We start from the raw sequence: 26869 nt of genomic DNA, 5'->3' as shown, positions 1-26869 counted from the left end.
CTGTCGTTGGACGTGGTCGACGGTCCGTCCGCACCCTGCCGATATGACCACCGCGTATCCGTCCTCTCGTGTCACGGCCCCCCTCGGCGCCTTCGTCGACGGCGTCCGCGAGGCCGTCGGACGCGGCCTGCCGCCCGATGTGACCGCCTACCTGGTGGGTGAACGCCTCGCCCCCTTCCTCGGCGCGCCCGATCTGCTCACCCCCGCCCAGCGCGAGGGCGACCCGGACGGCTACCGCCAGCACGTCCTGCACGCCGAGCCCGACGGCAGCTTCTCCGTCGTCGCCCTGGTGTGGCTGCCCGGCCAGCGCACCGCCGTCCACGACCATGTGTCCTGGTGCGTCACCGGCGTCCACGAGGGCGAGGAGCACGAGCGGCGCTACCGCCTCGTCCCGGACGGCGCGGCCTCCCGGCTGGTCGCCGTGGAGGACGTGATCAACCCGCGGGGCGCGGTCTGCGGCTTCGCGCCACCCGGCGATATCCACAGGGTGTGGAACGCCTGCGGCACGAAGGCGATCTCGATCCACGTCTACGGCGCGGACATCGTGCGGCTCGGCAGCAGCGTACGGCGGGTGTACGAGGCCCCCGTGGCGGACGAGCTGTGACCGGGTTCCGGCGCGCGGACGCCGCCGGGGTGACGGCATGGCGGTGACCGGGGCGAGGGCCCTGACCGGGGCGGGTGGACCGTCCACCACGGCGCCTCCCCGGCCCCGGATGCCCGCCGCCGCGTACGGGCTCGGGCTGGCCGCCTGCGGGGTCGCGGTCGCGTGGGGCGTGCACCGGGCCCTGCCCGCCGTGCCCCTGCTCACCGCCGCCGTCGTGCTCGGCATCGGCGCCGCGCATCTGCCCGGCACCCGGGGGCTCGTACGCGGCCGCTGCCGGGCCGGGCTCACCCTCGCCGGGAAGCGGCTGATGCGGCTCGGGATCGTGCTGCTCGGCCTGAAACTCAGCCTGGACGACGTCCTCGGCCTCGGCTGGGCCACCGTCGCGATGGTGTTCTGCGTGGTCGCCGCCACCTTCGGCGGCACCTGGTGGCTGGGGCGCCGGATGGGGCTGCGCGGCGACCAGCCGCTGCTGATCGCCACCGGCTACTCGATCTGCGGCGCGTCCGCGATCGGCGCGGTCGGCGAGGTGTCCGACAGCGACGAACAGGACGTGGCCACCTCCGTCGCGCTGGTGACGCTGTGCGGCACGCTCGCCATCGCCGTGCTGCCCCTGCTGCAGCACCCCCTGGGCCTCGGCGACGCGCCGTTCGGCCGCTGGGTGGGCGCGAGCGTCCACGACGTGGGCCAGGTCGTGGCGGCGGCGCAGACCGCCGGGCCCGCGGCGCTGAAGGAAGCGGTGCTGGTCAAGCTGATGCGGGTGGCGCTGCTCGCCCCGCTCGTCGCCGCGCTCGCCGTGTCCGTACGGGCCCGGGCGGGAGCCCGCCGCACCACCGAGGCCCGGCGGCCCCCGCTGGTGCCGCTCTTCGTCGCCGGGTTCCTCTGCATGGTCGCCCTGCGCAGCACCGGCCTGCTGCCCGCCGGCGCGCTGGACACCGCCGCCACCGGCCAGGAACTCCTCCTCGCCGCCGCCCTCTTCGGCCTCGGCAGCGCGGTCCACCTCCCCTCCCTCACCCGCACCGGCGCCCGGGTCGCGGCGCTGGGCCTGTGCGCCTGGGTGGTGATCGCGGGCGTCTCGTACGCGGGCGTGCTGCTCACCACCTGACGCACGACGTGACCCACGGCCTACGTCCGAGGGCCGAGGCACACCACCGACTTCCGACAGGTGTCACATCGCGCCACGGCTCTTACGCTGACCGGCATGACCGCTCTCGACCCGCCTGACGCCGGCCCCGGCACCCCCTCGCGCACGGCGGAGCCGGACACCGGCCTCGCGTCGGACCGCACGGGCGACACCGTCCTCGGCCGCCGCCACCGCGCGCTGACCCTCGGCATCGTCACCGTCGTCTCCCTCATCGCCTTCGAGGCGAGCGCGGTCAACACCGCCATGCCGATCGCGGCCCGCGCCCTGGACGGCGTCGAGCTGTACGCGTACGCCTTCTCCGCCTACTTCACCGCGAGCCTCTTCGCGATGGCGCTGTCGGGGGAGTGGTGCGACCGCAGGGGCCCGCTCACGCCGCTGTTCACCGGCATCGTGGCGTTCGGCGCGGGGCTGCTGATCGCGGGGACGGCGCAGCGGATGTGGATGTTCGTGGGCGGGCGCGCCGTCCAGGGCGTCGGCGGCGGCCTGGTGATCGTCGCCCTGTACGTCGTCGTCGGCCGGGCCTATCCGCCGCGGCTGCAGCCCGCCGTGCTGGCCTCCTTCTCCGCCGCGTGGGTGCTGCCGGTCATCGTCGGGCCGCTCATCGCCGGGACGATCACCGAACAGGCCGGGTGGCGCTGGGTGTTCCTGTCCATCCCGGTGCTGGTGCTGCCGCCGCTCGCGGTGATGCTCCCGGCCCTGCGCACCCTGCCGCCCGGCGGCCCCTCCCCGGCCGTGAACGGCCACCGGATCCTCCTCGCGCTGGCCGTCGCCTGCGGCGCCGGGCTGCTCCAGTACGCGGCCCAGGACCTGGCCTGGTACTCCCTCCTCCCGGCCGCCGCCGGCCTCGCGCTGCTCGTCCCGTGCGTGCTGCGCCTGCTCCCCGCGGGCACCTTCCGCGCCGCCCGCGGGCTGCCGTCGGTGGTGCTGCTGCGCGGGGTCGCCGCGGGCGCCTTCCTGGGCGCGGAGAGCTTCGTCCCGCTGATGCTGGTCACCCAGCGCGGCCTGTCCCCGACCGCCGCCGGGCTCACCCTCGCGGGCGGCGGGCTGACCTGGGCGCTCGGCTCGTACACCCAGAGCCGGGCCCGGCTGGAGCCGTACCGGGAGCGGCTGATGGGTCTGGGCATGCTGCTGATCGCCGTGGCCATCGCCCTGGTGCCGCTGGCGCTCGCCGACTCCGTACCGGTGTGGACCGTCGCCGTCGCCTGGACGGTCGGCGGCTACGGGATGGGGATGACCATCTCCAGCGCCAGCGTCCTGATGCTGAAGCTGTCCGGACCCGAGGACGCGGGCAGCAACTCCTCCTCGCTCCAGGTCTCCGACGCGCTCGGCAACATCACCCTGGTCGGGCTGAGCGGTGTCCTCTTCGTCGCCTTCGGCGGCGCCGCGATCGCCCCCGCCCATCCCACGGCCGCCGCCCCGGCCGCCCCCTCCTCCCACCCCGCCGCCTTCGCCGCCGTGTACGCGGCGATGGCGACCGTGGCCCTGGCGGGCGCCTGGGTGACCACCCGCCTGCGGCCACATTCTGGTACCACGCTGGCCCCAAAAGTGGTACCGTGATGGTATGGCAATGAATCTCCGACTGCGCGACGACCAGCAAGAGGCGCTCAAGCAGCGGGCCGAAGAGGAGGGCCGCAGCATGCACGCCATAGTGCTTCAGGCGATCGACCGGTATCTGGAGCAGGAGGCGGACCGGGAGTCCGTCCAGCGGCTCGGGGCGAAGTACGCGGCACGCCACGCGGACCTGCTACGGAGGCTGGGGGAGTAAGTGAAGTACCTGACGGTCCAGGAAGTGCTGGACCTGGCGGAGATCGCCTGTGGGGGGCAGCGGATCGCGGTACGCGACCTCGGGCTGCTGAGTTCCGCGGTGCACCGTCCTCAGTCGCAGATGTTCGGCATCGAGGCGTACACGGAGCTGTTCGAGAAGGCGGCCGCGCTGCTCCAGTCGCTCGCCGTCAACCACCCGCTGGTGGACGGCAACAAGCGGATGGCGTGGATGTGCACGGTCGTCTTCCTCGACCTCAACGGGGTCGAGATGGTCGACATCGACCAGGACGCGGCGTACAAGCTGGTGGTCGGCGTGGCCTCAGGCGCACTCGACGACGTCGGTGACATCACCGCGCGACTGAAGGCGCTGCACGAGTCGATGTGAGCCTGATCCCACCCGCGGGTGGGACCGGGACGTACCCCCGGAGCATGAAGCACGGCACCGGTAGGCTGACGCGGTTCCCGATCGACCCCGCCGAGCCAGCCTGACGGAGACCGTGAGTACTACTGCCGCCTCCACCAGCCATCACCTCTCGCCCGCCTTTCCCGGACGGGCGCCCTGGGGTACCGCGAGCAAGCTGCGCGCCTGGCAGCAGGGCGCCTTGGACAAGTACATCGAGGAGCAGCCGAGGGACTTCCTCGCGGTCGCGACCCCCGGCGCCGGTAAGACGACGTTCGCGCTGACGCTCGCCTCCTGGCTGATGCACCACCACGTCGTGCAGCAGATCACCGTGGTCGCGCCCACCGAGCACCTGAAGAAGCAGTGGGCGGAGGCGGCTGCCCGCATCGGCATCAAGCTGGACCCGGAGTACAGCGCGGGCCCGCTGAGCCGCGAGTACCACGGCATCGCCATCACCTACGCGGGCGTCGGCGTACGGCCCATGCTGCACCGCAACCGGATCGAGCAGCGCAAGACGCTCGTCATCCTCGACGAGATCCACCACGCCGGTGACTCCCGCTCCTGGGGCGAGGCCTGCCTGGAGGCGTTCGAGCCCGCGACCCGGCGGCTCGCGCTCACCGGCACGCCCTTCCGGTCGGACACCAACCCCATCCCCTTCGTCACCTACGAAGAGGGCGACGACGGCATCCGCCGCTCCTCCGCCGACTACACGTACGGCTACGGCAACGCCCTGGGCGACGGCGTCGTGCGGCCCGTCATCTTCCTCTCCTACAGCGGCAACATGCGCTGGCGCACCAAAGCGGGCGACGAGATCGAGGCCCGGCTCGGCGAGCCGATGACCAAGGACGCCGTCTCGCAGGCGTGGCGCACCGCGCTCGACCCGCGCGGCGAGTGGATGCCGAACGTGCTGCGCGCCGCCGACCGCCGGCTGTCCGAGGTCCGCAAGGCGATCCCGGACGCGGGCGCCCTCGTCATCGCCTCCGACCAGGACTCGGCGCGCGCGTACGCCAAGCTGCTGCGCGAGATCACCGGCACCAAGGCCACCCTGGTGCTGTCCGACGAGGCCGCCGCCTCGCAGCGCATCGAGGACTTCAGCAACTCCGACGACCGCTGGATGGTCGCGGTCCGCATGGTGTCGGAGGGCGTGGACGTGCCGCGCCTCGCGGTCGGGGTGTACGCCACGACCATCTCCACCCCGCTGTTCTTCGCCCAGGCCGTGGGCCGCTTCGTACGGTCGCGGCGGCGCGGCGAGACCGCGTCCGTCTTCCTGCCCACCATCCCGAATCTGCTCGGCTTCGCAAACGAGATGGAGGTCGAGCGCGACCACGTCCTCGACAAGCCGAAGAAGGAAGGCGAGGAGGAGAACCCGTACGCGGAGGAGGAGAAGCTCCTCGAAGAGGCCGAGAAGCAGCAGGACGAGGACACCGGCGAGCAGGACGCGCTGCCCTTCGAGGCGCTGGAGTCGGACGCGGTCTTCGACCGGGTGCTGTACGACGGCGCGGAGTTCGGCATGCAGGCACACCCGGGCAGCGAGGAGGAGCAGGACTACCTCGGCATCCCCGGGCTCCTCGAACCCGACCAGGTGCAGATGCTGCTCCAGAAGCGGCAGGCCAAGCAGATCGCGCACAGCCGCAAGAAGCCGGACGCGGAGGCGGACCTGCTGGAGATGCCCGCCGAGCGACGCCCTGTGGTCACCCACAAGGAGCTGCTGGAACTGCGGAAGCAGCTCAACACGCTGGTGGGGGCGTACGTCCACCAGAGCGGCAAACCGCATGGCGTGATCCACACCGAACTGCGCCGGGTCTGCGGCGGACCGCCGAGCGCGGAGGCGACGGCGGGCCAGATCCGCGAGCGCATCAAGAAGGTGCAGGAGTGGGCCACCCGGATGCGGTGACGTCGCGCCCCGGCCGGTGACGGCGCGCATGCCGTGTGGTGTGCGGTGAGCGAGAGATCTGCTCGGATTCTGGACAACCACTTCCGCTGACCGGACCCGCTCGCTACGGTTCGTGCACGCACACGCCCCGTGGCAGCGTCGCCGCGGAGGGCAGCCGGTGCGTACCACCGCGACCGGCGGAGCACCTTCGCGGGGAGCCGCCACTCATCACCGAGGAGGGGGCGTCGTGACCGCGGAGACCTCACAGACCCTCGACCGGGGACTGCGTGTCCTGAAGCTGCTCGCCGACACCGACCACGGGCTGACCGTGACCGAGCTGTCCACCAAGCTCGGCGTCAACCGCACCGTCGTCTACCGGCTGCTGGCCACCCTCGAACAGCACTCCCTGGTCCGCCGGGACATCGGCGGGCGGGCGCGGGTCGGACTCGGGGTGCTGCAGCTCGGCCGCCAGGTGCATCCGCTGGTACGGGAGGCGGCGCTGCCCGCGCTGCGGTCCCTCGCCGAGGACATCGGCGCCACCGCCCATCTCACCCTGGTCGACGGCACCGAGGCGCTCGCCGTCGCCGTCGTCGAGCCGACCTGGACCGACTACCACGTCGCCTACCGGCCCGGATTCCGGCACCCGCTGGACCGGGGCGCCGCCGGGCGCGCGATCCTCGCCGCCCGCGCGGGCCGCTCCGACGACCCCGGGTACGCGCTCACCCACGGTGAGCTGGAGGCGGGTGCGAGCGGCGCGGCCGCCCCGCTGGTCGGGGTGACCGGGATCGAGGGCAGCGTGGGCGTGGTGATGCTGTGCGACGCGGTGCCGGAGCGGGTCGGCCCGCGGGTGGTGGACGCGGCACGGGAGGTCGCGGACGCCCTGCGGTGAGGCCACGCCCCGCGCCGGCCACCGACCCCGCCTGACCAGGGCGGCGCGTCATCCGTCCCGCCGGTCAACTAAATTCACTCCTATGCCTGCCGTCTCCCCCCGCGCTCTCTCCCCCCGCGCCCGGATCATCGCCGTGTGCGCCGCGCTCGTCATCGTCCTGTTCGCGGTCGCCGCGCTCGCGCCCCTGCCGTTCACCGTGGCCCAGCCGGGCTCCACGGTGAACGTCCTCGGCGCGAACGGCGGCAAGCAGGTGATCACCATCTCGGGGAGCGGCACCCGTAAGAGCACGGGCCAGCTGCGGATGACGACGATCGCGGCGACCGGACCGGAGGCCACCGTCCGGCTGGGCGACGTGGTCAGCGGCTGGTTCCGCACCGACCGCGCCGTGCTGCCGCGCGAGGCGGTGTACGTGGGCGACACGACCAAGGAGATCGAGCGGCACAACGCCGACCAGATGCGGGAGTCGCAGAACACGGCCACCAGCGCCGCCCTCGGCTACCTCCACAAGTCGCCCCGCGACATCAAGGTGACGCTGCGCCTCGCGGACGTGGGCGGGCCCAGCGCCGGACTGCTGTTCTCCCTCGGCATCGTCAACAAGCTGGACGGCGACGGCCGCGGCGGCGACCTCACCGGCGGCCGCACCATCGCGGGCACCGGCACGATCGACGCCCACGGCACGGTGGGCGCGGTGGGCGGCGTCCCGCTCAAGACCCAGGCCGCCAAGCGGGACGGCGCGACGGTCTTCCTGGTCCCCAAGGCGGAGTGCGGGGACGCCCGGGCCGAGCAGCCGAAGGGCCTGCGGCTGGTCCCCGTCACAACCCTCGACGGCGCCGTGCGGGCCCTGCGGAACCTCCAGTCGGGCGGCGCGGTCCCGCACTGCTAGTGCCGCGTCAGCCAAGGTTCACCCCGCTCGCCGCCCTGGCACGGCCATCTGCGGCGTTGCCGAATCGACCGAGTAGGCCCACTACGAGGCCGATCCGGCGCCTTGCATCTGACCGCACCAGGACGCCTCGCTACCGGGCAAACCTTGGCTGACGCGGCACTAGCTACTCGAGTTGTGGCAGGGAGGGCACGCGCGGCGTCGCCAGCCGCAGCCCGACCTCCACGAGCCGCCAGCCGAGCCGGGTCCGCAGCGGATACGTGTGCCGCGGCCTGCGCGGGGCATCGAGCCGCAGCTGCTCGGCGCGCAGCCGGTGCAGTACGTGGTGGACGTAGTCGCCGTACATACGCTCTCCCAGAAGTCCGGTCAGTCCTCGTCGCGCGGGAAGCCGTGCAGATGGACGCGGTACCGGGCGGAGTGCTCGGTGTCCCGGTCGACCTCCTGCTCGCGGTAGCCCTTGATCACTTCATGCACTTTCTCGAGCATTTCCCGCGCGAGCGCGGGCGTGAGGCGCAGGGTGAAGTCGCTCATGTCCGAGCTCTCGCGCCACTGCTCGGGCCATTCGTGCAGGGTGCCGAGCCAGGTGGACAGCTCCTGGCCGTGCACGGTGGCCCACTCGTGCAGCAGGGTGTTCATCGCGCCGCGCACGGACGGGTCGGGGTGGCGCAGCAGCTCGTCGGTGCCCACCCGCGTACGGCGCTGCGCCGCCTTCCACCACCGCTCGCGCCCCTTGCCGCGCTCCGGGTCGTCCGTGACGAAGCCGTAGGCGGCCAGCTGCCGCAGGTGGTAGCTGGTGGCGCCGCTGGACTCGCCCAGCCGGCCGGCCAGTTGGGAGGCGGTGGCCGGCCCGTACTCGCGCAGCGCGTCGAGCAGCCGCATCCGCAGGGGGTGCGCGAGCCCGCGCAGGGAGCGCGGGTCGAGCACCCGTACGTCGTCGTCCGTGTGGTGGTCGTGCTGGGCCATGTGCGGCAGCGTAAGTGTGCAAAGATTTCTTTGCAACGGGTTTTTTGCACGGCCCCGGTCAGTCCTCGGCCGCCTGCCGCACCAGGGGGATGATCCGCAGGGGGACCGGGTTCTCCATCACGATCGCCGTCGAGGCCCGGACGATGCCCTCGATGCCCACGACGCGGTCGATCACCCGCTGGAGGTCGGCGTTCGAGCGGGCGACCAGGCGGCAGAGCATGTCGCCCTCGCCGGTGGTGGTGTGCAGCTCCAGCACCTCGGGGACGCCGGCCAGATGGGTGCGCACGTCCGGGCCCTGGCCCTGTTTGATCTCCAGCGTCGCGAAGGCGGTGACCGGGTACCCGAGCGCCGCCGGGTCCACGTCCGGGCCGAAGCCGCGGATCACGCCCTGGGCGCGCAGCCGGTCCAGCCGGGCCTGCGCCGTGCCGCGGGCGACGCCGAGGCGGCGCGAGGCCTCCAGGACGCCGATGCGGGGCTCCCGGGCGAGGAGTTCGATCAGACGGGCGTCGAGCGCGTCGATTCCCATGGGGCCTCCAGGGCTGGGCGGACTGTGATGGTGGTCACTCTGTACAGAATGCTGCCCTGTTCGCAGGCAGCGCTAGGCAACATGCCCAGCGATTTCGCGAACTGTTGCGCACCCTGAGCCGTGGGGAGACGCTGCCTTCATGACTGAGATCCTGAACCCCACCCCGACCACCGCGCGGCGGGCAGACCCCTTCCCGGTGAAGGGTATGGACGCGGTCGTCTTCGCCGTCGGCAACGCCAAGCAGGCCGCCCACTTCTACGCCACCGCCTTCGGCATGAAGCTCGTCGCCTACTCCGGACCGGAGACCGGCAGCCGGGAGACCGCCAGTTATGTCCTCGTCTCGGGCGGCGCCCGCTTCGTGTTCACCTCCGTCGTCAAGCCGTCCGGCCCCTGGGGGCGCTTCCTCGCCGGGCATGTGGCCGAGCACGGCGACGGCGTGATCGACCTCGCCGTCGAGGTCCCGGACGCGCGGGCCGCGTACGCGTACGCGGTGGAGCACGGCGCCACCGGGATCGAGGAGCCGCACGACGTCAAGGACGAGCACGGGACGGTGGTGCTCGCCTCGATCCGCACCTACGGCGACACCCGTCACACCTTCGTCGAGCGCTCCGGCTACGACGGCCCGTATCTGCCGGGGTACGTGGCCGCCGCCCCGATCGTCGAGGGGCCTGAGAAGCGGTTGTTCCAGGCCATCGACCACTGCGTCGGCAACGTCGAGCTGGGCCACATGGACGAGTGGGTGGCCTTCTACAACCGGGTCATGGGCTTCACCAACATGAAGGAGTTCGTCGGCGACGACATCGCCACCGAGTACTCCGCCCTGATGTCGAAGGTCGTCGCGGACGGCACCCGGAAGGTCAAATTCCCCCTGAACGAGCCCGCGCTGGGGAAGAAGAAGTCGCAGATCGACGAGTACCTGGAGTTCTACGGCGGCCCGGGCGTCCAGCACATCGCCCTCGCCACGAACGACATCGTCGCGACGGTGCGCGCGATGCGCGCGGCGGGCGTCCAGTTCCTGGACACGCCCGACTCGTACTACGACACGCTGGGGGACTGGGCCGGGGAGACGCGGGTGCCGATCGAGACCCTGCGGGAGCTGAAGATCCTCGTGGACCGGGACGAGGACGGGTACCTGCTGCAGATCTTCACCAAGCCGGTCCAGGACCGGCCGACGGTCTTCTTCGAGATGATCGAGCGGCACGGGTCGATGGGGTTCGGCAAGGGCAACTTCAAGGCGCTGTTCGAGGCGATCGAGCGCGAGCAGGCCAAGCGCGGCAACCTCTGACCGCCACGCTGCCGGGGCTCGCCGGCCCCGGCGCCCGTGGTCAGCCCGCCCACCGCCCCGAGAGGAAGGCGAGGGTGAAGACCGTGCTCACGGGCGCGACCAGGCCGAGATAGACGGTCTTGACCTGGGGCCTGCGCAGACTCCAGGCGGCCAGGCCGATCCACAGGGGCCACCACAGCAGGGTGGAGCGGGGGATCGACATGTACCAGTACGAGGTGCCCAGGGCCCACAGCGTGATGCCGATGTAGACGGCCTCGGCCCAGCGGCGCCGCCACAGCAGCACGGCGAGGACGAGCAGCCCGAGGGCCATGGCCACCAGTTCGGCCTGGAACATGACGGCGTATCCGGCGCTCTGCGTCCGCTCGAAGGCCGCGCCCCAGGTGTGGGACCAGCTCTCCCGGGGGGTGTGGAAGGTGCGGAACCAGCCGCGCTCCTGGGCGTGCTTCCAGGCCATCCAGTCGCCGGTGTGCGCGTGCAGGTACCAGGCGAAAAGGGCCGCGGGCAGCGCGGGCAGCGCCGGCCAGGGCAGCGAGCGCCAGTGCCCGCGGGCGCGGGCGGCGGTGAGGACGAAGTGGACGGCGATGGCGGCGGCCACGAACAGGCCGCTGATCCGCACGGTGGTGGCCAGGGCGGTCAGCAGGGCGGCGGTGGCCCAGCGATGCCGCTGGGCGGCGAGCCAGCCGGGCAGCGCGAACGCCAGGAACAGCGCCTCGGTGTAGCCGACGGCCAGGAAGATCGCGCACGGGGAGAGCAGGAAGAACAGCACGGTGCGCCGGTCCGCGCCGGTGCCGGGCAGATACAGCCGGGCGATCCGGGCCAGCGCCAGCACGCCGACGGCCCCGGCCACGAAGGAGATCAGCAGCCCGGCCGCGGTCCAGCTCGGGACGACGGTGTGCACGGCGCGCAGCAGCAGCGGGAATCCGGGGAAGAACGCCTCCCGGCTGTCCCATTTCCTGTCCCAGGGGCCGCTCTCCCCGGGGAAGTAGCCGTCGCGCGCTATGCGGAGGTAGTGCCCCCAGTCCCACCGCGCGAAGGGTTCGAGGAGGGGCGAGGGCTGGTGGGCGTCGCCGTTCCCGGGGAACAGCCACCGCACACAGTAGGCGGTGATCCATATGGATATTCGGGTCAGCAGATACAGCCACAGCACCTCGCGGTCGCCCGGGTTCAGCCGGACGAGGCGCAGGATCCGCGGGCGCGGTGAGGGCCGCTCGGGCGGTGCGGCGGACCGGGTGGGGCTCTGGCGCGGCTCGGGTGGTGCGACTGTCATACGGGGATCTTTCGCGTAGGCGTGAGGGTGCGGAGCGCCCGGCGACGGCCGGCGGGTCATGTGGGAGGGGGTCAGGGGGCGTCGTCTCCTGGGGGAGACGTCGCCGTGGGCGGGTACGTCACGCCCCCGGACGCCTCGTTTGTGGCCTCGCCCGTCGACGGAGGCGGCCCGGCCGTCCCCGTCGAGGGCCGGCCGGTCGAGGGGCGGCCGGTCGAGGACTCGGCGGACGGCCGGCCGGTCGAGGGCCCTGTCGAGGACCCGGACGGTGGCCCGGACGACGGCTGTCCGGCCGAGGGGCTGGTGGCCGGGGCCGCAGGCGGTGGCGCGCCCGGCAGGAGCGCGGCCGCGGCGGCCCCGCCGCCCGCGATGACCAGGCAGGCCCCCGCCGCCAGCGCGGCGACGCGGCGCCGGTGCGCCCGCCTGCCGCGCTCGGCGATGCGCGCCACGGGCGCCGCCCCGGCGTGGGCCTGCCCGGCGTCACCGGCCTGCCGGAACAAAGTCCGCAGCGGATCCTGGATCTCAGACATCGGCGATCTCCTCGCCTCGACGGTCATCTGTCACTCCCGGATCTCTGTCTTCGCCGGGTATACGCCCGTCATCCGGTATTCGGTCTACCCCAAGCCCGGAGAAAGAGAGTGATGCGGCACACAATGCGCCGCTCATGCCAGAAAAAGGGAACACCAGCTCGGCCGCAGAATCGCACCGTCTACACTCTCGGCGTTCCTGTTCACTCCAACACGGTGTGTTTTCTTGGGAGTTGTTGAGTACGCATGCAGACGGACAAGTACGCTGCGGGTCGGTTGACAAGGCGTAGGTTCGCGCTGGCCGGTGGCGCGGCCGCCGCGGGTGCGCTCGGGGCGTTCGCGGTACGGCCCACGGAGGCCGCCGCCGAAGACGCCCCCGGGGCCGCCGCCTCCGCCGGGGGCCGGTTCGACCTCTCGGTGCCCTCCACGCAGCTGATACGCGAGAAGGCACCGCACAACAACACCGTGCTGCAGTCCTTCGCGTTCGACGACGCAGGCGGACACCTCTACACGATCCAGCTGATGCAGGGCGGCGTCCGGCTCAGCGGCGAATCCGCCCCCGTCTCCGGCGCCGACCGGGCCGCCCGCGGCGACATGTGCGTCACCAAGCTGTCCCTCACCGGCGGCGAGCTGGGCTCCATGTACGTCAGGGGCTTCGGCCACGGCGTCGCGATCGGCTGTGAGCCGGTCGGCGCCACCACCTATCTGTGGACCGAGTCGGACGCCAACCCCGACTCCGGCTACGGGCGCGCCATCAGCCGCTTCGCGTTCCAGGACGGCGCGGTCCTCGACAACGGCTCGTCCGCCCTGGCCACCCACCGCCCGGTGCCCGGTTCGACCAGCAACCAGCCCGCCGTCGACATGCTCAACAAGCGGCTGCTGCTGCGCTACCGCCAGGACGGCCAGGTCCGCTACCGGCTGATGAGCCTGGCCGGGGTCACCGCGGGCGACTACTCGGCGGTCTACGACGACATACCCCAGGCCGGTGTCGAGGACAGCGAGGTCTTCCAGGGCTTCACGGTGCTCGGCGACTACGTGTACCAGCTCACCGGGACCGCGTACTCCGACGAGAACGGCCCCAACCCGCCCTCCGGCCACGGCAACGCCCAGGTCTCCTGCGTCGATCTGCGCACCGGCCAACTGGTCCAGCGCGCCCGCACCGAGGCCGGGTACTCACTCGACTACCGCGAGCCCGAGGGCATGGCCGTCCAGCTCACCAGCCCGCGCCGGCTGTGCATGGGCTTCGCCTCCGGCCCGTCCGGCGCCCGCGAACTGAGCGTCTACTACAAGCCACAGTGAACCGGGCCGCGGTGGCCGCGTCCTGACCCAGCCGCCGCGCCGCCTTCCCTGGCGCCCGGCCGAGTGCGAGCCTGGACGTATGACCGACCTCATCGAGTCGCTGCGGGAGGGCCTCCCCGAGGAGGCAGTGCTCACCGACCCCGATGTCACGGCGGCTTACGCGCACGACATGGCGAGCTTCTGCGACGCGGGCGCGCCCGCAGTGGTCGTCCTGCCCCGCACCGTCGAGCAGGTGCGGCACGTATGCCGTACGGCCACGGCGCTGCGCGTGCCCATCGTCCCGCAGGGCGCGCGCACCGGCCTGTCGGGCGCGGCCAACGCGTCCGACGGCTGCATCGTGCTGTCCCTGGTCAAGATGGACCGCATCCTGGAGATCAACCCGGTCGACCGGATCGCGGTCGTCGAACCGGGCGTGGTCAACGCGGCGCTGTCGCGGGCGGTGCTGGAGAAGGGTCTGTACTATCCGCCGGACCCCAGCAGCTGGGAGCAGTGCACCATCGGCGGCAACATCGGCACCGCGTCGGGCGGGCTGTGCTGTGTGAAGTACGGCGTGACCGCCGAGTACGTCCTCGGCCTGGAGGTCGTCCTCGCCGACGGACGGCTGCTGTCCACCGGCCGCCGCACCGCCAAGGGGGTCGCGGGCTACGACCTGACCCGCCTCTTCGTCGGCTCCGAGGGGAGCCTCGGCATCGTCGTACGGGCCGTCCTCGCGCTCAAGCCCGCCCCGCCCGAACAACTCGTCCTGGCCGCCGAGTTCCCCTCCACCGCGGCCGCGTGCGACGCGATCTGCCGCATCATGGAGCGCGGCCACGTGCCGTCGCTGCTGGAGCTGATGGACCGTACGAGCGTGCGCGCCGTCAACGCGATGGGCGCCATGGGGCTCCCCGAGTCCACCGAGGCCCTGCTGATGGCCGCGTTCGACACCCCGGACCCCGCGTCCGACCTGGCCGCCGTGGGGGAGCTGTGCACGGCCGCCGGGGCGACCGAGGTGGTCCCGGCGGAGAACGCGGCCGAGTCCGACCTGCTGCTCCAGGCCCGCCGCATGACGCTGACCGCGCTGGAGGCGGTCAAGGGCGTCACGATGATCGACGACGTGTGCGTGCCGCGCTCCCGCCTCGCCGAGATGATCGACGGCACGGCGGCCATCGCCGAGAAGAACGACCTGACGATCGGCGTCGTGGCCCACGCCGGGGACGGCAACACCCATCCGACGGTCTGCTTCGACCCCGCGGACCCGGACGAGTCGCGGCGGGCGCGCGAGGCGTTCGACGAGATCATGGCGCTGGGCCTGGAACTGGGCGGCACGATCACCGGGGAGCACGGGGTGGGCGTGCTGAAGCGGGAGTGGCTGGCGCGCGAACTGGGGCCGGTGGGGGTGGAGCTGCAGCAGGGCATCAAGGAGGTCTTCGACCCGCTGAATCTCCTCAACCCGGGCAAGTTGTTCCGGTGAGGCCGCTCGCGCTCCCTCACCGGCTTCCCGTATTGACCGCCAAAAAGTCGCGAGGCGATGCCACAGTGGGTACGGGCCGCGGGCCGGTCTGATAGACCTTGACAGCGCGCTCCGGGTTGCACTGCCGCGGCGCAGCACAGCAGCATGGCGAGCACAGATACGGGACATCGGAGATCATGAGCGCCCCTACCTCAGGATCCGCTGACGGCAGTTCCATTCCAGGTTTTTATCCGGATCCGTCCATTCCCAACTACATCCGGTATTGGAACGGAGCCGCCTGGGTGCCCGGCACCAGCCGGCCCGCCCCGGCCGAGGGCGAGGCCATGCCCGCCGCACCGCCCGGGGTGACCCACACCCAGGTCACCAGCCCGGTGCCGGACGAGACCGGCCCGATGTTCCTGGACGAGGACCCGCAGCCGCTGCCCGCGGAGGAGCCGGCCGGCAGCGCTCTGCCCGAGGTGCGGCGGCGCGCCGAGATGGACATACGGGACGCCGGCCCGGGCAGCGTCATGGGCACCGAGCCGGTGCCGCCCGGCGGGATGGCCGCCCCGGTGGACTGGGACGATCCGCGGCGGCTGCACGGCACCCGCCCCGGGGCCGGGTCCGCCTGGCAGGCCGACGCGTCCCGGCAGTCCGGGTTCGGCGGCGAGCAGGACCGCCGGATCTCCTGGGGCTCGGAGGGGGACGACCCGCGGGCGGCGGTCCCCGACCCGCGCGGCGCGGCGGACGGCCCGGGTGGTGAGGGGAGGGGCCGTGGTGAAGGCGGTCGCGACCAGGGCACGCTGACGATGCGCGGCGGCGGCGCGGAGGGCGCGGGCGTCACGGACCGTACGGGCGACCGCAAGGATCGCGCCACCCACGCCCTCCCCGCCGTACGCAGCACCCCGGAGCTGCCCTCGGCGTCGGCGTCGGCCTCGGCCGAGCCCGCTGCGGCGGACGGCACGATGGCGATCCGCGCGCTGCGGCCGACCGGCCGCGACGAGGGCACGATGACGTTCCGTACGCCCGACCGCGACGCCCCGCAGGGTCCCCAGCACTCCCCGCAGCCGTCCCGGCCCCAGTCCCAGCAGCCACCGCAGCAGCTGCCCCAGCAGCAGCCGCAGCAGCCCTTCGGCGGCATCCCGGCCCAGCCGTCCCACAGCGGCGGCCCCGGCTGGCAGCAGCAGGTGCACCAGCTCGCCCAGCAGCAGCCGCAGCAGCCGCAGTCCCATCAGCCCCCGGTCCCTCAGCAGGGCGCGCCCGAGGGCGTCATCCCCTGGAAGCCGCCGGTCGACAATCCGTTCCTCCTGGCCGCCCAGGCCCAGGGGCGGCCCGCCGGGCTCGGCCGCCGCTTCTCCGCCCGGCTGATCGACATGATCGTGCTGCTCGCCATCGCCGGAGCGGTCGCGTTCCCGCTGTGGGGGAAGGCCGCCGATCACATCGACGAGAAGGTGGAGACGGCCAAGCAGTCCGGCGAGACCGTCACCGTCTACTTCCTCGACGGCACCACCGGCGGCTATCTCGCCCTCGTGCTGGGCGTGCTGCTGCTGGGCGGGGTCCTCCTGGAGGCCCTGCCGGTGGCCCTGTGGGGCCGTACGCTCGGCAAGAAGCTGTGCGGGGTGCGGGTCCTGGACATCGAGGAGCACGACAAGCCGTCGTTCGGCGCCGCCCTGCGCCGCTGGCTGGTGTACGGGGTGCTGGGGGTGCTGGTGATCGGCGTGGTGAACGTGCTGTGGTGTCTGGTCGACCGCCCCTGGCGGCAGTGCTGGCACGACAAGGCGGCCCGTACGTTCGTCGCCACGGCCGGCTGATGGGGCGCCGCTGAGGCGGATGGACCATCCGGGTCGCCCGAACGGGGCGATCCGGATGCGATCGCCCTCGATCGGCGGTCGACTCGGGCCATGAGCACCGACCAGCCGCCGCCACCCGGGGACGAGCCCCGCGACCGGGATCCGTTCGCCAAGCAGCCGCCGCCCCGGGCGAACGGCTCCCCCTACGGCGATCACGGCGGCGGCGACGATCCGCTCGCGGGCATGCCCCCGCTCGCCCATCTCGGCCGCCGCCTGGCCGCCCGGATCATCGACGGGCTGATCATCGGCATCCCCGTGGGCCTGATCATGGCCCTGGTCCTGGGCACCTACTACCCGATGGGCGACGGCGGCGACGCCCGCTCATCGGTCTTCACCCTCGCCTACGTCCTGGTCTACTTCGTCTACGAGGGGCTGATGCTGACCCACTACGGCCAGACCGTCGGCAAGAAGGCGATGAAGATCCGGGTGGCCATGCTGGAGACCGGCGAGCTTCCGTCCGGCGCACCCGGCTGGGCACGCGCCGCCACGTATGCGCTCCCCGAGATCGTGCCCTGCTGCGGCTTTGTTTTCTGGCTGGTCAACGTCTTGTGGTGCACCTGGGACCGGCCGTACAGGCAGTGTCTGCACGACAAGGTGGCCAAGACGGTCGTGGTGCAGGCCGGGCCCTGACCCCTGCGGCCCGCCGAGGAGGGCCGGAAGACCTGCTGATGTAATCGTGGGCATGAGCCCCGACCAGCTGTCGTCGCCCCCGTCCCCCGACCTCGCCGGGATGCCCCCGCTGGCCACACCCGGTCAGCGCTTCGTGGCCCGGCTGATCGACGGTCTCGTGCTGGGAGTCATCTGGACGGTGGCCCTCGGCATGACGGGCGCGCTCCGGTACAGCATGGAGCACCCGGGCCAGCAGGACATCCGGAAGGTGATGATCGCGCTGATCATCACCATGCTGGTGTACCTCGGCTACGAGGGCACGATGCTGGCCCGCAGTGGGCAGACCCTCGGCAAGAAGGCGATGCGCATCCGCGTGGCGATGCTTTCGGACGGGAACATCCCGGGCGGCCAGGGCTGGGTGCGCGCCGGCGTCTACACGCTGCCGGGCCTGCTGATCCCGGTGCTCGTCGGCACCCTGTTCTGGGTGCTGAACGTGGTGTGGCAGCTGTGGGACAAGCCGTTCCGGCGCTGCCTGCACGACAAGGCGGCGCGGACGGTCGTCGTGTCAGCCGTGCAGTGAGTGCTCCCGCCGGGGCTCGGCCACCGCGGACCCGGCCAGCGGGCGGTGGCTGCGCACCGTACGGCCCGTGCGGGGGGCGCGGGACTGACGGTGCACCGGCACGGTGAGGGCTACCAGCAGCCCGAGCGCGAGACCGGCCACGGTCACCATGCCCACTCCGAGGCCCGAGCGGGTCTCGGAAAGCAGCAGCATGGCCAGTGTCGACAGGACGACGGTGGCCGAACCGTAGGCGAGCTGGGCGGAAGTCGGACGCGGCATGGCGGGATCCGTCCTCAGGGGCATCGATATGCGGGGGCATGAATCGGGCAGATGTGCGCCGTCAAATTGACTCTACGGTGCTGGATGCCCGATGGGGGGCGGGACCAATCGTGACCCCAGCCACGGCGGGGATGCACGGGGGGCGCACGGAATCACGCACAGCCCCATCCGTGGGCGCTGCCGCGTTTCCCCGCTGCCCGGCGGCGTGCACAGCGGTGTCCGGTAACCGGTACACGGCGGACCGGGAAACGTAACGACCCCTCAAGTCCACGTCAAGGACTGTCTTTTCGCTTGCCTCTCCGGTCAAATGTGCGGCACCGGTGTGTGGAAGGGGAGGAACAAGTGAACAGCCAACGGAGGGCGGTCAGATCGGCCGCGGTGGCCACGGTGGTGGCCGCGCTCGGCGCGGCCGCCCTGTCAACGGGCGTGGCCCGGGCCGACGCGCCGTCTACGCGTGTCGAACGCCATGACCCGGCGCCCGCGAAGACGGACGTCGAGCACGATCTGGCGGGCCCGTTCAGCAAGCGGCAGGAGGCGCAGCGCCAGGACGCGCTGCGCCAGGTCATATCCGGGGACAAGGAGGCCACGCGGCGCGGCGCGTCGCAGGTGGTGAAGCTCGGCAAGAACAAATACGTCGAGCTGGCCCGGGAGAAGACCGACAAGATCTTCACCGTGCTCGTCGAGTTCGGCGACAAGGTCGACGACACCACGATGTACGACCCGGACGGCCCCGACGGTCCCCGGCCGCCGGTGAAGAAGTACGGCGGCGCCCCGGGCCCGGCGCACAACACGATCGCCCAGCCGGACCGCGAGGTCGACAACAGCACCGCCTGGCAGAAGGACTACGACCGGAAGCACTTCCAGGACCTGTACTTCTCGGACGCCAAGGGCAAGGAGTCCCTGAAGAAGTACTACGAGAAGCAGTCCTCGGGGCGCTACTCGGTCGACGGCGAGGTCTCCGACTGGGTCAAGGTCGGCTGGAACGAGGCCCGTTACGGCTCCAACTACTGCGGCGACACCAACTGCGCCAACGCCTGGGACCTGATACGCGACGGCGTCGACCAGTGGGCCGAGGACCAGAAGGCGGCCGGCCGCACCGACGCGCAGATCAAGGCGGACCTGGCCCAGTACGACCAGTGGGACCGCTACGACTTCGACGGCGACGGCAACTTCAACGAGCCCGACGGCTACATCGACCACTTCCAGATCGTGCACGCCGGTGAGGACGAGTCCGCGGGCGGCGGGGCCGAGGGTGAGAACGCGATCTGGGCGCACCGCTGGTACGCGTACGGCTCCGACGCCGGGGCGACCGGCCCCGGCGCCAACAAGGCGGGCGGCACCGAGATCGGCGACACCGGCATCTGGGTCGGCGACTACACCATGCAGCCGGAGAACGGCGGGCTCGGCGTCTACGCCCACGAGTACGGCCACGACCTCGGCCTGCCCGACGAGTACGACACCACGGGCAAGGGCGAGTCCTCCGTTGCCTACTGGTCGCTGATGTCCGCGGGCTCATGGCTCGGCACCGGAGAGGACTCCATCGGCGACCTCCCGGGCGACATGTCCGCCTGGGACAAGCTCCAGCTCGGCTGGCTCGACTACGGCACCGCGAAGGCCGGTACGAAGTCCCGGCACACCCTCGGGGTCGCCGAGTACAACACCAAGCACCAGCAGGCGCTGGTCGTCAACCTCCCCGACAAGCCCGTCACCACCGAGATCACCACGCCCGCCGAGGGCGGCAAGCAGTGGTGGAGCGGAATGGGCGACGACCTGAAGAACACCCTCACCCGGCCCGTCGACCTCACCGGCGCGTCCACGGCGAGCCTGGACCTCAAGGGCTGGTGGGACATCGAGGAGAACTTCGACTACCTCTACACCGAGGTCTCCACGGACGGCGGCGCCAACTGGACGCCGGTCGACGGCACCGCGGACGGCAAGGCCGTCCCGCGCGACGCGAGCGACAAGCCCGCCCTGACCGGCACCTCCGGGGCGTACCGGAAGCTCTCCTTCCCGCTGGACGCCTACGCCGGTAAGAAGATCGACCTCCGCTTCCGCTACCAGACGGACGGCGGGGTCGCGCAGAAGGGCTTCGCCGCCGACGCCCTCACCCTCACCGCGGACGGCGAGCCCGTCCTCACCGACGGCGCCGAGGGCGACGACAGCGGCTGGACGGCGAACGGCTTCTCGCGCGTCGGCGCGTCCTTCACCAAGGACTACCCGCAGTACTACCTCGCCGAGAACCGCCAGTACGTCAGCTACGACAAGACCCTCAAGGTCGGCCCGTACAACTTCGGCTGGGCCTCCACCCGCCCCGCCTGGGTCGAGCACTTCCCGTACCAGAACGGTCTGCTGATCTGGCAGTGGGACACCTCGCAGCCGGACAACAACACCGGCGTCCACCCCGGCAAGGGCCTCATCCTGCCGGTCGACGCGCACGCCACCCCGGAGAAGTGGGCGGACGGCACGCTGATGCGCAACCGGATCCAGGCGTACGACTCCACCTTCAGCTGGTACCGGACCGACGGCTTCACCCTCCACCAGGACGGGAAGGCCGCGAAGATCAAGGGCAAGTGGGGCGCCCCGGTCTTCGACGACCGCAAGGGTGCGTACTGGGACAAAAGCAACCCAACCGCCGGGGTTCAGGTTGCTGACACCAACACCCGGATCGCGATCCTCCGGGAGCGCCCGGACGGCCAGACGATGACCGTCCAGGTGAGTCCGTCGTCATAACCGCAGGTCAAAGCCGTGACGGCCGTCACCCACTAGCGGGCGACGGCCGTTCGCGTTTAGATGCACCCAGACCTTCTTATTGACACGACGTCTCACGGGGGACATGAACCGTATGGCCGACGGAGGATTCACCAAGCTGCCGGGGGGCAATGTGGTGGTGGCACTGACCCTGCCCCGCCCGCTCGGCGAGGGCGGCGTCCGCGTCCTGGTCCACGCCGCGAACCGGGCGCGCGCCCTGACCAGGCTGCGCAACCTGGGGCTGCGCGCCGTGTATCTGCGCGGCAACAGCGCGCCACCGACGCCCGACGAGGTGACGGCGGTGCTCCACCACCCCGACGGCCTCATCTGGCGCACGTCCCCCGACATCGGCGGCGAGCTGTGGCACCCCATCGCCGCCCTTCTGCGCCCCGCGGCGACCGTCTGACGCTCCCCGGGGCCCGGGACACGCCCGGGACACGCCTGACGGGGCCCTGAGCGCCCCGTCAGGCCACCGGCCGGCCGCTCAGCCGCACGCCCGCCGCCAGCAGCTCCTCCAGGGCGCGCTCGGTGGTGGCCGGGGCCACTCCCACCGTCAGCCCCAGCAGCACATGCGTCATGAACCCCTCACGCCGCGCGTCCAGCGCCGTGGCCCGTACGCAGTGGTCCGTGGCGATCCCGGCCACGTCCACCTCCGTCACGCCCCGCTCCCGCAGCCACGCCGCCAGCGGCGTGCCGTGCTCGTCGACGCCCTCGAAGGCGCTGTACGCCGCGGCGTACGCGCCCTTGTCGAAGACCGCGTCGATCGCGCCCGAGGCCACCGCGGGCGCGAAATTGGGGTGGAAGCCCACCCCCTCCGTGCCCGCGACACAGTGCGGCGGCCAGGTGCGCTCGTAGTCCGGGTGGTCGGAGAAGTGATCGCCGGGGTCGATGTGGCGATCGCGGCTGGCCACGATGTGCCGGTAACCGGCCGTCGCCTCCCCGATGTAGTCGGTGATCGCGGCGGCGACCTCCGCGCCGCCCGTCACCGCGAGGCTGCCGCCCTCACAGAAGTCGTTCTGGATGTCGACGACGATCAGTGCCCGGTGCATCACGCACGCCTTCCGGCTCGGCCCGAGGTGGGCACAGCGGTGGTCACCACGGCGAGGGGTACGGTCGCCGCCGGCGCCATGGTCGTCATGGACGTACCCCTCATGCCCGCACGTACTCCGTCGGCAGCACCGGATCGCCCTGCGACAGCTGCGTCGCGGACAGCGGCAGCCCCGCCCGCGCCGCCGCGTGGCGGTCGCGCGCCGCGTCCAGCGGCTCCCGGGCCACGATCTCGCCGCCGCGCACCAGCTCGACCTGCAGCTCACGGCCGGCCAGGGCCTCCGGTACGGGCCCGCTGCCGACGACCTCGGCCTCGGCCACCCCTTCCGCGTCCAGCCGCCGGGCCGCCCACTTGCGGCCGCCGACCGAGGTCTTCGCGCCCATGGACTTCTTCGCCACCGGCACCAGCGGCGCGTCCCGTCCGGCGGACTCGGCGCGGGCGACCAGCTTGTAGACCATGGAGCAGGTCGGATGGCCGCTGCCGGTCACCAGCCGGGTGCCGACCCCGTACGCGTCCACGGGGGCCGCGGCGAGGGAGGCGATCGCGTATTCGTCCAGATCGCTGGTGACCACGATCTTCGTGCCCTTGGCGCCCAGGTCGTCCAGCTGCTGCCGCACCCGGTGGGCGAGCAGCAGCAGATCGCCGGAGTCGATCCGGACGGCGCCCAGCTCCTGACCCGCGATCTCCACCGCGGTGCCCACGGCCTCGGCGACGTTGAACGTGTCCACCAGCAGGGTGGTGTCGCTGCCGAGGGAGTCGACCTGGGCGACGAAGGCGTCGCGCTCGCTGTCGTGCAGCAGGGTGAAGGCGTGGGCGCTGGTGCCGACGGTGGGGATGTTGTAGCGGAATCCGGCCGCGAGGTCGGAGGTGGTGGCGAAGCCGCCGACGTAGGCGGCCCGGGCGGCGGCCACGGCGGCCAGCTCGTGGGTGCGGCGCGCCCCCATCTCGATCAGCGGCCGGCCGCCCGCCGCGACCGACATCCGGGACGCGGCTGCGGCGACCGCCGAGTCGTGGTTGAGGATGGAGAGGATCACCGTCTCCAGCAGCACCGCCTCGGCGAAGCTGCCCTCGACCCGCATGATCGGTGAGCCGGGGAAGTACACCTCGCCCTCGGGATAGCCCCAGATGTCGCCGCGGAACCGGAAGCCGGCGAGCCATTCGAGCGTCGGCTCGTCCACGATCCGCTGCTGGGCGAGGAAGTCCAGCACGCCGCCCTCGAAGCGGAAGTTCTCGACGGCGTCGAGGACCCGCCCGGTGCCCGCGACGACGCCGTAGCGGCGCCCTTCGGGCAGGCGCCGGGTGAAGACCTCGAAGACCGAGCGGCGGTCGGCGGTGCCGGCCCGCAGCGCGGCCTGCAGCATGGTGAGTTCGTACCGGTCGGTGAAGAGTGCGGTCGACGGCACGTCCACCGGCAGTCCCAAGTCCGCAGTGTCCATGTTGATGATGCTACCTCGCATACTCGTCAGAGTGACGAGATCTGGGTGCCGGTTTAGGCGACCACCCCCACCGGGTGGCAGCATTGGGGGTGTGAGTGTCAGTCCGGTGGAGATCGAACGTCCTGAAGCCAGCGAGGCGCCGATGGAGGTGCCCGAGCCTGACGTCCCCTGGGTGACGGTGGTCCACAACGACCCCGTCAATCTCATGAGCTATGTCACGTACGTGTTCCAGAGCTACTTCGGCTACTCCAAGGACAAGGCGCACCAACTGATGCTCGACGTTCACCACAAGGGGCGCGCGATCGTCTCCAGCGGCAGCCGCGAGGAGATGGAGCGCGACGTGCAGGCGATGCACGGGTACGGGCTGTGGGCGACGCTCACGCAGGAGCGCTGATGTCGGGACGATTCGAGCCGCTGCCCGGCGGCGGTGCCGCCGTCGCCCTGGACGAGGTGGAGATCTCCATCCTGCGCAGCCTGGCCGTGCAGCTCGCCGAGCTGATCGGCCCCGGCGACCAGTCGGCCGGGGCGGAGGACCCGCTGGACGCGCTGTTCGCCGAGGGGCCCACCCGGCCGCCGAGCGACCCGGCGCTGGCCCGGCTGTTTCCGGACGCCTATGTGGCGCCCGGCCAGGAGCTGGACGCGGACGCGGAGAAGGAGGCGCGCGCCGCCTCGGCGGAGTTCCGCCGGTACACCGAGAACGACCTGCGGGCCCGCAAGCGCGATGACGCCCTGGCGATGGTCCGCGACCTGGACTCGCTGACTGCCGGGTCCACCGGGTCGGCCGCCAAGGAGCAGGCGGTGCTGGAGCTGGCCCCGCAGAAGTCCCGGCAGTGGCTCGGCGCCCTCAACGATCTGCGGCTGGCGATCGGCACCCGGCTGGAGGTCACCGACGATGACGACGGCGGTGAGCTGCTCGGGCTCCCCGACTCCGATCCGCGGAAGCCGATGGTGATGGCGTACTTCTGGCTCGGCGGGCTGCAGGAGACGCTCATCGAGACACTGATGGCCTGACGCTCATGGCGTGATGGCTTCCGCTTGCGATCACTAAGTGTTCGTTTAAGGAGTGCTCAACTCCGAATAACGATCGCATCACCGCGCCCGCACACTTTGTCGGGCGCGATTCCCTTTGCCCTCTTCTTCTTGTGGCGTGCCTCACATTTCGCTGGGCGGATCAGCGCTGCCGTCGTGATAAATCTTCACGATTGCCAGCCGCACAGGGAGAAAGGCACACCACATGACCTCAGCGGCGCCCGAAGAGGGCTACGAGCGCGGCCTGGGCAGTCGCCAGGTACAGATGATCGCCATCGGCGGTGCCATCGGTGTCGGCCTGTTCATGGGGGCCGGGGCCAACATCGCCAAGGCGGGGCCCAGCATCATCCTGATGTACGCCCTCGCCGGCGTGATCATCTTCTTCATCATGCGAGCGCTCGGCGAGCTGCTCATGTACCGCCCGGTCTCGGGGTCCTTCGCGGAGTACGCCCGCGAGTTCCTCGGCCCGTTCTTCGGTTACGTCACCGGCTGGACCTACTGGCTCATGTGGGTCGTGACCGGAATGGCCGAGCTGACCGCCGCGGCCATCTACATCCACTTCTGGTTCCCGTCGATCCCGCAGTGGGTCAGCGCCCTGGTCTTCCTGGTGCTGCTCTTCGGGGTCAACCTGATCTCGGTGAAGATCTTCGGCGAGGTCGAGTTCTGGTTCTCGATGGTCAAGGTCACCGCGATCATCGGCATGATCGTCATCGGTCTCGGCGTGCTGACCCTCGGCTTCTCGGACGCCGGTGACACCGCGGCCGTCTCCAACCTCTGGTCGCACGGCGGCTTCTTCCCGAACGGCATAGGCGACAGCCTGATGACGCTCCAGGGCGTCATGTTCGCCTACCTCGCCGTCGAGCTGGTCGGCGTCACCGCGGGCGAGTCCCAGGACCCCGAGAAGACCCTGCCCAAGGCGATCAACACCCTGCCGTTCCGCATCATCGTCTTCTACGTCGGCGCCCTGCTCGTCATCCTCTCCGTCGTGAAGTGGACCGAGTTCTCCGCCGGCGAGAGCCCCTTCGTGCACGCCTTCTCGGTGATCGGCATCCCCTTGGCGGCGGGCATCGTCAACTTCGTCGTCCTCACCGCGGCCCTGTCCTCCTGCAACTCCGGCATGTACTCCACCGGCCGCATGCTGCGCGACCTGGCCGCCAACAGCGAGGCGCCGGGCATCTTCGGCAAGCTCAACGCCCGCAAGACCCCGTTCGCCGGTATCGCCCTCTCCGCCTTCCTCATGGGCATCGGCGTGATACTGAACTACACCGTTCCGGACAAGGTCTTCACCTACGTCACCTCGGTCGCCACGGCCGCGGGCATCTGGGCCTGGATGATGATCCTGATCAGCCACATCCGGTACCGCAAGGCCGTCGTGGCCGGCCGGCTGCCCGCCTCGTCCTTCCCGGCGCCCGGCGGCACGGTCTTCAGCTGGGTGGCGCTGGTCTTCCTCATCGGCGTCACCGGTCTCATCGCGTACGACTCGGAGACCCGCATCTGCCTGTACGTCGGGGCCGTGTGGGCGGTGATCATGGTGATCGGCTGGTTCGTGCTCAAGAGCCGTAGGCCCGAGGTCACCGACCCGGAGCGCAAGCCCGAGTTCGCCAAGGACTGACGCTTCCGCCCTTTGGGCGCGTCGTCTCAGCGGGCGGGCTCCGGACCTCGGTCCGGAGCCCGCCCGCCCGTCTCCCACCACCACCCTCAACCGGGGCGCTGCGCGCCGCCCCTTTTGTTTTTCCTATTCTGTGCCCCATGCTGACCATCACCCAGGCCCTCCACGACCAGATCGTCGCCCACGCCCGGGCCGACCACCCCGACGAGGCGTGCGGCGTGATCGCGGGCCCGGCCGGAAGCGGCCGCCCCGAGCGGTTCATCCCGATGCTGAACGCGGCCCGCTCTCCCACGTTCTACGAGTTCGACTCGACCGATCTGCTCAAGCTCTACCGCGAGATGGACGACCGTGATGAAGAGCCGGTCGTGATCTATCACTCGCACACCGCGACCGAGGCCTACCCCTCCCGTACGGACATCTCCTACGCCAATGAGCCCGGTGCGCACTACGTCCTCGTGTCCACCGCCGACTGCGGCAACGAAGAGGGCCCCTTCCAGTTCCGTTCCTTCCGGATCGTCGACGGCGAGGTCACCGAGGAAGAAGTCGAGATCATCCCGGGCTGACCGGATAGGACCGTCTCACATCGCGGGTGTTACCCGTCCGTATCGCGGTACATGCTTCCGAGGGCCGGACCGGGAATCGATACGATGAGTTCATGGTTTCCGAAGACGTGAGCGAGAAGACGCCGGGCATGCTGCTCGTGGCGCGGCTCCACGTCGACCTGTGCCGGCTCGCCAGCGCGATGTGTCCGCGCCGCGCCGAGGCTGCCTGAGCGCGTCCCGCGTCCTCTCGCGCCCGCCGCCCGAAGCCTTCGACGACGCCCTCCGGCCCCCTTTGGCCGGGAAGTCCCACCCCGCC

Annotated in this window: 29 protein-coding genes; 21 read left to right on the top strand and 8 right to left on the bottom strand. The window is 71.5% G+C overall.

Translation table 11 applies throughout. The features are described 5' to 3' along the window. Positions 1-43 precede the first annotated feature (43 nt). The 8 genes from ASC60_RS27110 (at position 44) to ASC60_RS27075 (ending at position 7554) form a co-directional block, all read left to right on the top strand. Complete coding sequence (locus ASC60_RS27110) at positions 44-604, top strand: cysteine dioxygenase family protein (RefSeq protein ID WP_055555390.1); 561 nt, start codon at positions 44-46, stop codon at positions 602-604. A 37-nt stretch (positions 605-641) separates the two neighbouring features. Beyond that, a complete protein-coding gene (locus ASC60_RS27105) occupies positions 642-1706 on the top strand; it encodes a putative sulfate exporter family transporter (RefSeq protein ID WP_055555388.1) in 1065 nt (354 codons plus the stop codon). Between the two features lie 96 nt (positions 1707-1802). Next, positions 1803-3302: an MFS transporter gene (locus tag ASC60_RS27100; protein ID WP_234357166.1), complete on the top strand. Its 1500-nt coding sequence runs from the start codon at positions 1803-1805 to the stop codon at positions 3300-3302. A 10-nt stretch (positions 3303-3312) separates the two neighbouring features. Beyond that, positions 3313-3510 carry a ribbon-helix-helix protein, CopG family gene (locus ASC60_RS27095; RefSeq protein WP_014061073.1) on the top strand — a complete coding sequence of 66 codons (198 nt, stop codon included), beginning with the start codon at positions 3313-3315 and terminating at the stop codon, positions 3508-3510. Beyond that, positions 3511-3894: a type II toxin-antitoxin system death-on-curing family toxin gene (locus tag ASC60_RS27090; protein ID WP_055555384.1), complete on the top strand. Its 384-nt coding sequence runs from the start codon at positions 3511-3513 to the stop codon at positions 3892-3894. Between the two features lie 112 nt (positions 3895-4006). Beyond that, positions 4007-5803, top strand: coding sequence for a DEAD/DEAH box helicase (locus ASC60_RS27085; RefSeq protein ID WP_079038661.1), 1797 nt, complete (start codon positions 4007-4009; stop codon positions 5801-5803). Positions 5804-6029: 226 nt separating this feature from the next. After that, the gene (locus ASC60_RS27080) at positions 6030-6671 is read left to right on the top strand and encodes an IclR family transcriptional regulator (RefSeq protein WP_055555381.1); all 642 of its coding nucleotides are present in this window, start codon (positions 6030-6032) and stop codon (positions 6669-6671) included. Positions 6672-6753: 82 nt separating this feature from the next. Further along, positions 6754-7554, top strand: a complete 801-nt coding sequence (locus ASC60_RS27075; RefSeq protein ID WP_055555378.1) for a S16 family serine protease — start codon at positions 6754-6756, stop codon at positions 7552-7554. Positions 7555-7717: 163 nt separating this feature from the next. Here the strand turns inward: ASC60_RS27075 and ASC60_RS27070 are convergent, their stop codons facing one another. From ASC60_RS27070 to ASC60_RS27060, 3 genes are read right to left on the bottom strand one after another with little or no spacing between them, the layout of a single operon-like run. Next, positions 7718-7897, bottom strand: coding sequence for a hypothetical protein (locus ASC60_RS27070; protein WP_055555376.1), 180 nt, complete (start codon positions 7895-7897; stop codon positions 7718-7720). Between the two features lie 20 nt (positions 7898-7917). Further along, entirely contained in the window at positions 7918-8514 is a 597-nt protein-coding gene (locus tag ASC60_RS27065; protein ID WP_055555374.1) for a transcriptional regulator, read from the bottom strand. Between the two features lie 58 nt (positions 8515-8572). Then, positions 8573-9040: an Lrp/AsnC family transcriptional regulator gene (locus tag ASC60_RS27060; protein ID WP_055555372.1), complete on the bottom strand. Its 468-nt coding sequence runs from the start codon at positions 9038-9040 to the stop codon at positions 8573-8575. 139 nt (positions 9041-9179) lie between these two features. Here ASC60_RS27060 and hppD point away from each other — a divergent pair, with 139 nt between their 5' ends. Beyond that, entirely contained in the window at positions 9180-10325 is a 1146-nt protein-coding gene (hppD, locus tag ASC60_RS27055) for a 4-hydroxyphenylpyruvate dioxygenase (protein WP_055555370.1), read from the top strand. 40 nt (positions 10326-10365) lie between these two features. Here the strand turns inward: hppD and ASC60_RS27050 are convergent, their stop codons facing one another. Then, positions 10366-11592: a mannosyltransferase family protein gene (locus ASC60_RS27050; protein ID WP_055555369.1), complete on the bottom strand. Its 1227-nt coding sequence runs from the start codon at positions 11590-11592 to the stop codon at positions 10366-10368. Between the two features lie 71 nt (positions 11593-11663). Beyond that, positions 11664-12119 carry a hypothetical protein gene (locus ASC60_RS42350; protein WP_079038666.1) on the bottom strand — a complete coding sequence of 152 codons (456 nt, stop codon included), beginning with the start codon at positions 12117-12119 and terminating at the stop codon, positions 11664-11666. A 273-nt stretch (positions 12120-12392) separates the two neighbouring features. On the opposite strand from ASC60_RS42350, the gene ASC60_RS27040 reads away from it, so the two are divergent. The 5 genes from ASC60_RS27040 to ASC60_RS27020 all read left to right on the top strand — a co-directional run bounded on the left by ASC60_RS27040 (position 12393) and on the right by ASC60_RS27020 (position 17883). Then, positions 12393-13415 (top strand): teichoic acid biosynthesis protein C, encoded by a 1023-nt coding sequence (locus ASC60_RS27040; RefSeq protein WP_234357165.1) that lies wholly within the window; start codon positions 12393-12395, stop codon positions 13413-13415. Between the two features lie 79 nt (positions 13416-13494). Further along, entirely contained in the window at positions 13495-14865 is a 1371-nt protein-coding gene (locus ASC60_RS27035; RefSeq protein ID WP_055555364.1) for an FAD-binding oxidoreductase, read from the top strand. A 176-nt stretch (positions 14866-15041) separates the two neighbouring features. Further along, the gene (locus ASC60_RS27030) at positions 15042-16655 is read left to right on the top strand and encodes an RDD family protein (RefSeq protein ID WP_055555362.1); all 1614 of its coding nucleotides are present in this window, start codon (positions 15042-15044) and stop codon (positions 16653-16655) included. 90 nt (positions 16656-16745) lie between these two features. Then, a complete protein-coding gene (locus ASC60_RS27025; RefSeq protein ID WP_055555360.1) occupies positions 16746-17324 on the top strand; it encodes an RDD family protein in 579 nt (192 codons plus the stop codon). A gap of 52 nt (positions 17325-17376) precedes the next feature. Continuing rightward, entirely contained in the window at positions 17377-17883 is a 507-nt protein-coding gene (locus ASC60_RS27020; protein WP_055555358.1) for an RDD family protein, read from the top strand. Here the strand turns inward: ASC60_RS27020 and ASC60_RS27015 are convergent. Further along, a complete protein-coding gene (locus tag ASC60_RS27015; RefSeq protein WP_055555356.1) occupies positions 17869-18141 on the bottom strand; it encodes a hypothetical protein in 273 nt (90 codons plus the stop codon). The two genes, ASC60_RS27020 and ASC60_RS27015, sit on opposite strands and share 15 nt — an antisense overlap. Before the next feature lie 342 nt (positions 18142-18483). Between ASC60_RS27015 and ASC60_RS27010 the strand changes: the two genes are divergently transcribed. Next, positions 18484-20871 carry an immune inhibitor A domain-containing protein gene (locus ASC60_RS27010; RefSeq protein WP_055555355.1) on the top strand — a complete coding sequence of 796 codons (2388 nt, stop codon included), beginning with the start codon at positions 18484-18486 and terminating at the stop codon, positions 20869-20871. 112 nt (positions 20872-20983) lie between these two features. Further along, positions 20984-21295 (top strand): hypothetical protein, encoded by a 312-nt coding sequence (locus ASC60_RS27005; RefSeq protein WP_055555353.1) that lies wholly within the window; start codon positions 20984-20986, stop codon positions 21293-21295. 58 nt (positions 21296-21353) lie between these two features. Here ASC60_RS27005 and ASC60_RS27000 read toward each other — a convergent pair whose 3' ends face one another. Beyond that, positions 21354-21938, bottom strand: a complete 585-nt coding sequence (locus tag ASC60_RS27000; RefSeq protein WP_055555351.1) for a nicotinamidase — start codon at positions 21936-21938, stop codon at positions 21354-21356. A gap of 100 nt (positions 21939-22038) precedes the next feature. Continuing rightward, the gene (locus tag ASC60_RS26995; protein WP_055555349.1) at positions 22039-23373 is read right to left on the bottom strand and encodes a nicotinate phosphoribosyltransferase; all 1335 of its coding nucleotides are present in this window, start codon (positions 23371-23373) and stop codon (positions 22039-22041) included. Between the two features lie 82 nt (positions 23374-23455). Between ASC60_RS26995 and clpS the strand changes: the two genes are divergently transcribed. From clpS to ASC60_RS44185, 5 genes are all read left to right on the top strand, one after another. Continuing rightward, positions 23456-23767 (top strand): ATP-dependent Clp protease adapter ClpS, encoded by a 312-nt coding sequence (gene clpS / locus ASC60_RS26990; protein ID WP_063787220.1) that lies wholly within the window; start codon positions 23456-23458, stop codon positions 23765-23767. Then, positions 23767-24384 carry a DUF2017 domain-containing protein gene (locus ASC60_RS26985; protein WP_055555346.1) on the top strand — a complete coding sequence of 206 codons (618 nt, stop codon included), beginning with the start codon at positions 23767-23769 and terminating at the stop codon, positions 24382-24384. The genes clpS and ASC60_RS26985 overlap by 1 nt, the downstream gene beginning before the upstream one ends. 223 nt (positions 24385-24607) lie before the next feature. Next, positions 24608-26014: an amino acid permease gene (locus ASC60_RS26980; RefSeq protein WP_055555344.1), complete on the top strand. Its 1407-nt coding sequence runs from the start codon at positions 24608-24610 to the stop codon at positions 26012-26014. A gap of 137 nt (positions 26015-26151) precedes the next feature. After that, positions 26152-26574 (top strand): Mov34/MPN/PAD-1 family protein, encoded by a 423-nt coding sequence (locus ASC60_RS26975; protein WP_055555342.1) that lies wholly within the window; start codon positions 26152-26154, stop codon positions 26572-26574. 92 nt (positions 26575-26666) lie between these two features. Next, a complete protein-coding gene (locus ASC60_RS44185; RefSeq protein ID WP_361487485.1) occupies positions 26667-26783 on the top strand; it encodes a putative leader peptide in 117 nt (38 codons plus the stop codon). The last annotated feature ends 86 nt before the right edge of the window (positions 26784-26869 follow it).

Source organism: Streptomyces sp. NBRC 110028 (assembly GCF_001417735.1).
Taxonomy (GTDB): domain Bacteria; phylum Actinomycetota; class Actinomycetes; order Streptomycetales; family Streptomycetaceae; genus Streptomyces.
The sequence above is the reverse complement of the archived record's forward strand: the minus strand, read 5'-3'. Positions and strand labels throughout refer to the sequence as shown.

Excerpts from the sequence above, each read along its gene's own strand:
- ASC60_RS26985 (WP_055555346.1), top strand. The coding sequence starts at position 23,767 with ATGTCGGGACGATTCGAGCCGCTGCCCGGCGGCGGTGCCGCCGTCGCC.
- ASC60_RS27005 (WP_055555353.1), top strand. The coding sequence starts at position 20,984 with ATGGCCGACGGAGGATTCACCAAGCTGCCGGGGGGCAATGTGGTGGTG.
- ASC60_RS27020 (WP_055555358.1), top strand. The coding sequence starts at position 17,377 with ATGAGCCCCGACCAGCTGTCGTCGCCCCCGTCCCCCGACCTCGCCGGG.
- ASC60_RS26975 (WP_055555342.1), top strand. The coding sequence starts at position 26,152 with ATGCTGACCATCACCCAGGCCCTCCACGACCAGATCGTCGCCCACGCC.
- ASC60_RS27015 (WP_055555356.1), bottom strand. The coding sequence starts at position 18,141 with ATGCCGCGTCCGACTTCCGCCCAGCTCGCCTACGGTTCGGCCACCGTC.
- ASC60_RS27100 (WP_234357166.1), top strand. The coding sequence starts at position 1,803 with ATGACCGCTCTCGACCCGCCTGACGCCGGCCCCGGCACCCCCTCGCGC.
- ASC60_RS27050 (WP_055555369.1), bottom strand. The coding sequence starts at position 11,592 with ATGACAGTCGCACCACCCGAGCCGCGCCAGAGCCCCACCCGGTCCGCC.
- ASC60_RS27025 (WP_055555360.1), top strand. The coding sequence starts at position 16,746 with ATGAGCACCGACCAGCCGCCGCCACCCGGGGACGAGCCCCGCGACCGG.
- hppD (WP_055555370.1), top strand. The coding sequence starts at position 9,180 with ATGACTGAGATCCTGAACCCCACCCCGACCACCGCGCGGCGGGCAGAC.
- ASC60_RS27060 (WP_055555372.1), bottom strand. The coding sequence starts at position 9,040 with ATGGGAATCGACGCGCTCGACGCCCGTCTGATCGAACTCCTCGCCCGG.
- ASC60_RS42350 (WP_079038666.1), bottom strand. The coding sequence starts at position 12,119 with ATGTCTGAGATCCAGGATCCGCTGCGGACTTTGTTCCGGCAGGCCGGT.
- ASC60_RS44185 (WP_361487485.1), top strand. The coding sequence starts at position 26,667 with ATGGTTTCCGAAGACGTGAGCGAGAAGACGCCGGGCATGCTGCTCGTG.
- ASC60_RS27070 (WP_055555376.1), bottom strand. The coding sequence starts at position 7,897 with ATGTACGGCGACTACGTCCACCACGTACTGCACCGGCTGCGCGCCGAG.
- ASC60_RS26995 (WP_055555349.1), bottom strand. The coding sequence starts at position 23,373 with ATGGACACTGCGGACTTGGGACTGCCGGTGGACGTGCCGTCGACCGCA.
- ASC60_RS27095 (WP_014061073.1), top strand. The coding sequence starts at position 3,313 with ATGAATCTCCGACTGCGCGACGACCAGCAAGAGGCGCTCAAGCAGCGG.
- ASC60_RS27065 (WP_055555374.1), bottom strand. The coding sequence starts at position 8,514 with ATGGCCCAGCACGACCACCACACGGACGACGACGTACGGGTGCTCGAC.
- ASC60_RS27000 (WP_055555351.1), bottom strand. The coding sequence starts at position 21,938 with ATGCACCGGGCACTGATCGTCGTCGACATCCAGAACGACTTCTGTGAG.
- ASC60_RS27035 (WP_055555364.1), top strand. The coding sequence starts at position 13,495 with ATGACCGACCTCATCGAGTCGCTGCGGGAGGGCCTCCCCGAGGAGGCA.
- ASC60_RS27030 (WP_055555362.1), top strand. The coding sequence starts at position 15,042 with ATGAGCGCCCCTACCTCAGGATCCGCTGACGGCAGTTCCATTCCAGGT.
- ASC60_RS27110 (WP_055555390.1), top strand. The coding sequence starts at position 44 with ATGACCACCGCGTATCCGTCCTCTCGTGTCACGGCCCCCCTCGGCGCC.
- ASC60_RS27075 (WP_055555378.1), top strand. The coding sequence starts at position 6,754 with ATGCCTGCCGTCTCCCCCCGCGCTCTCTCCCCCCGCGCCCGGATCATC.
- ASC60_RS27105 (WP_055555388.1), top strand. The coding sequence starts at position 642 with ATGGCGGTGACCGGGGCGAGGGCCCTGACCGGGGCGGGTGGACCGTCC.
- ASC60_RS26980 (WP_055555344.1), top strand. The coding sequence starts at position 24,608 with ATGACCTCAGCGGCGCCCGAAGAGGGCTACGAGCGCGGCCTGGGCAGT.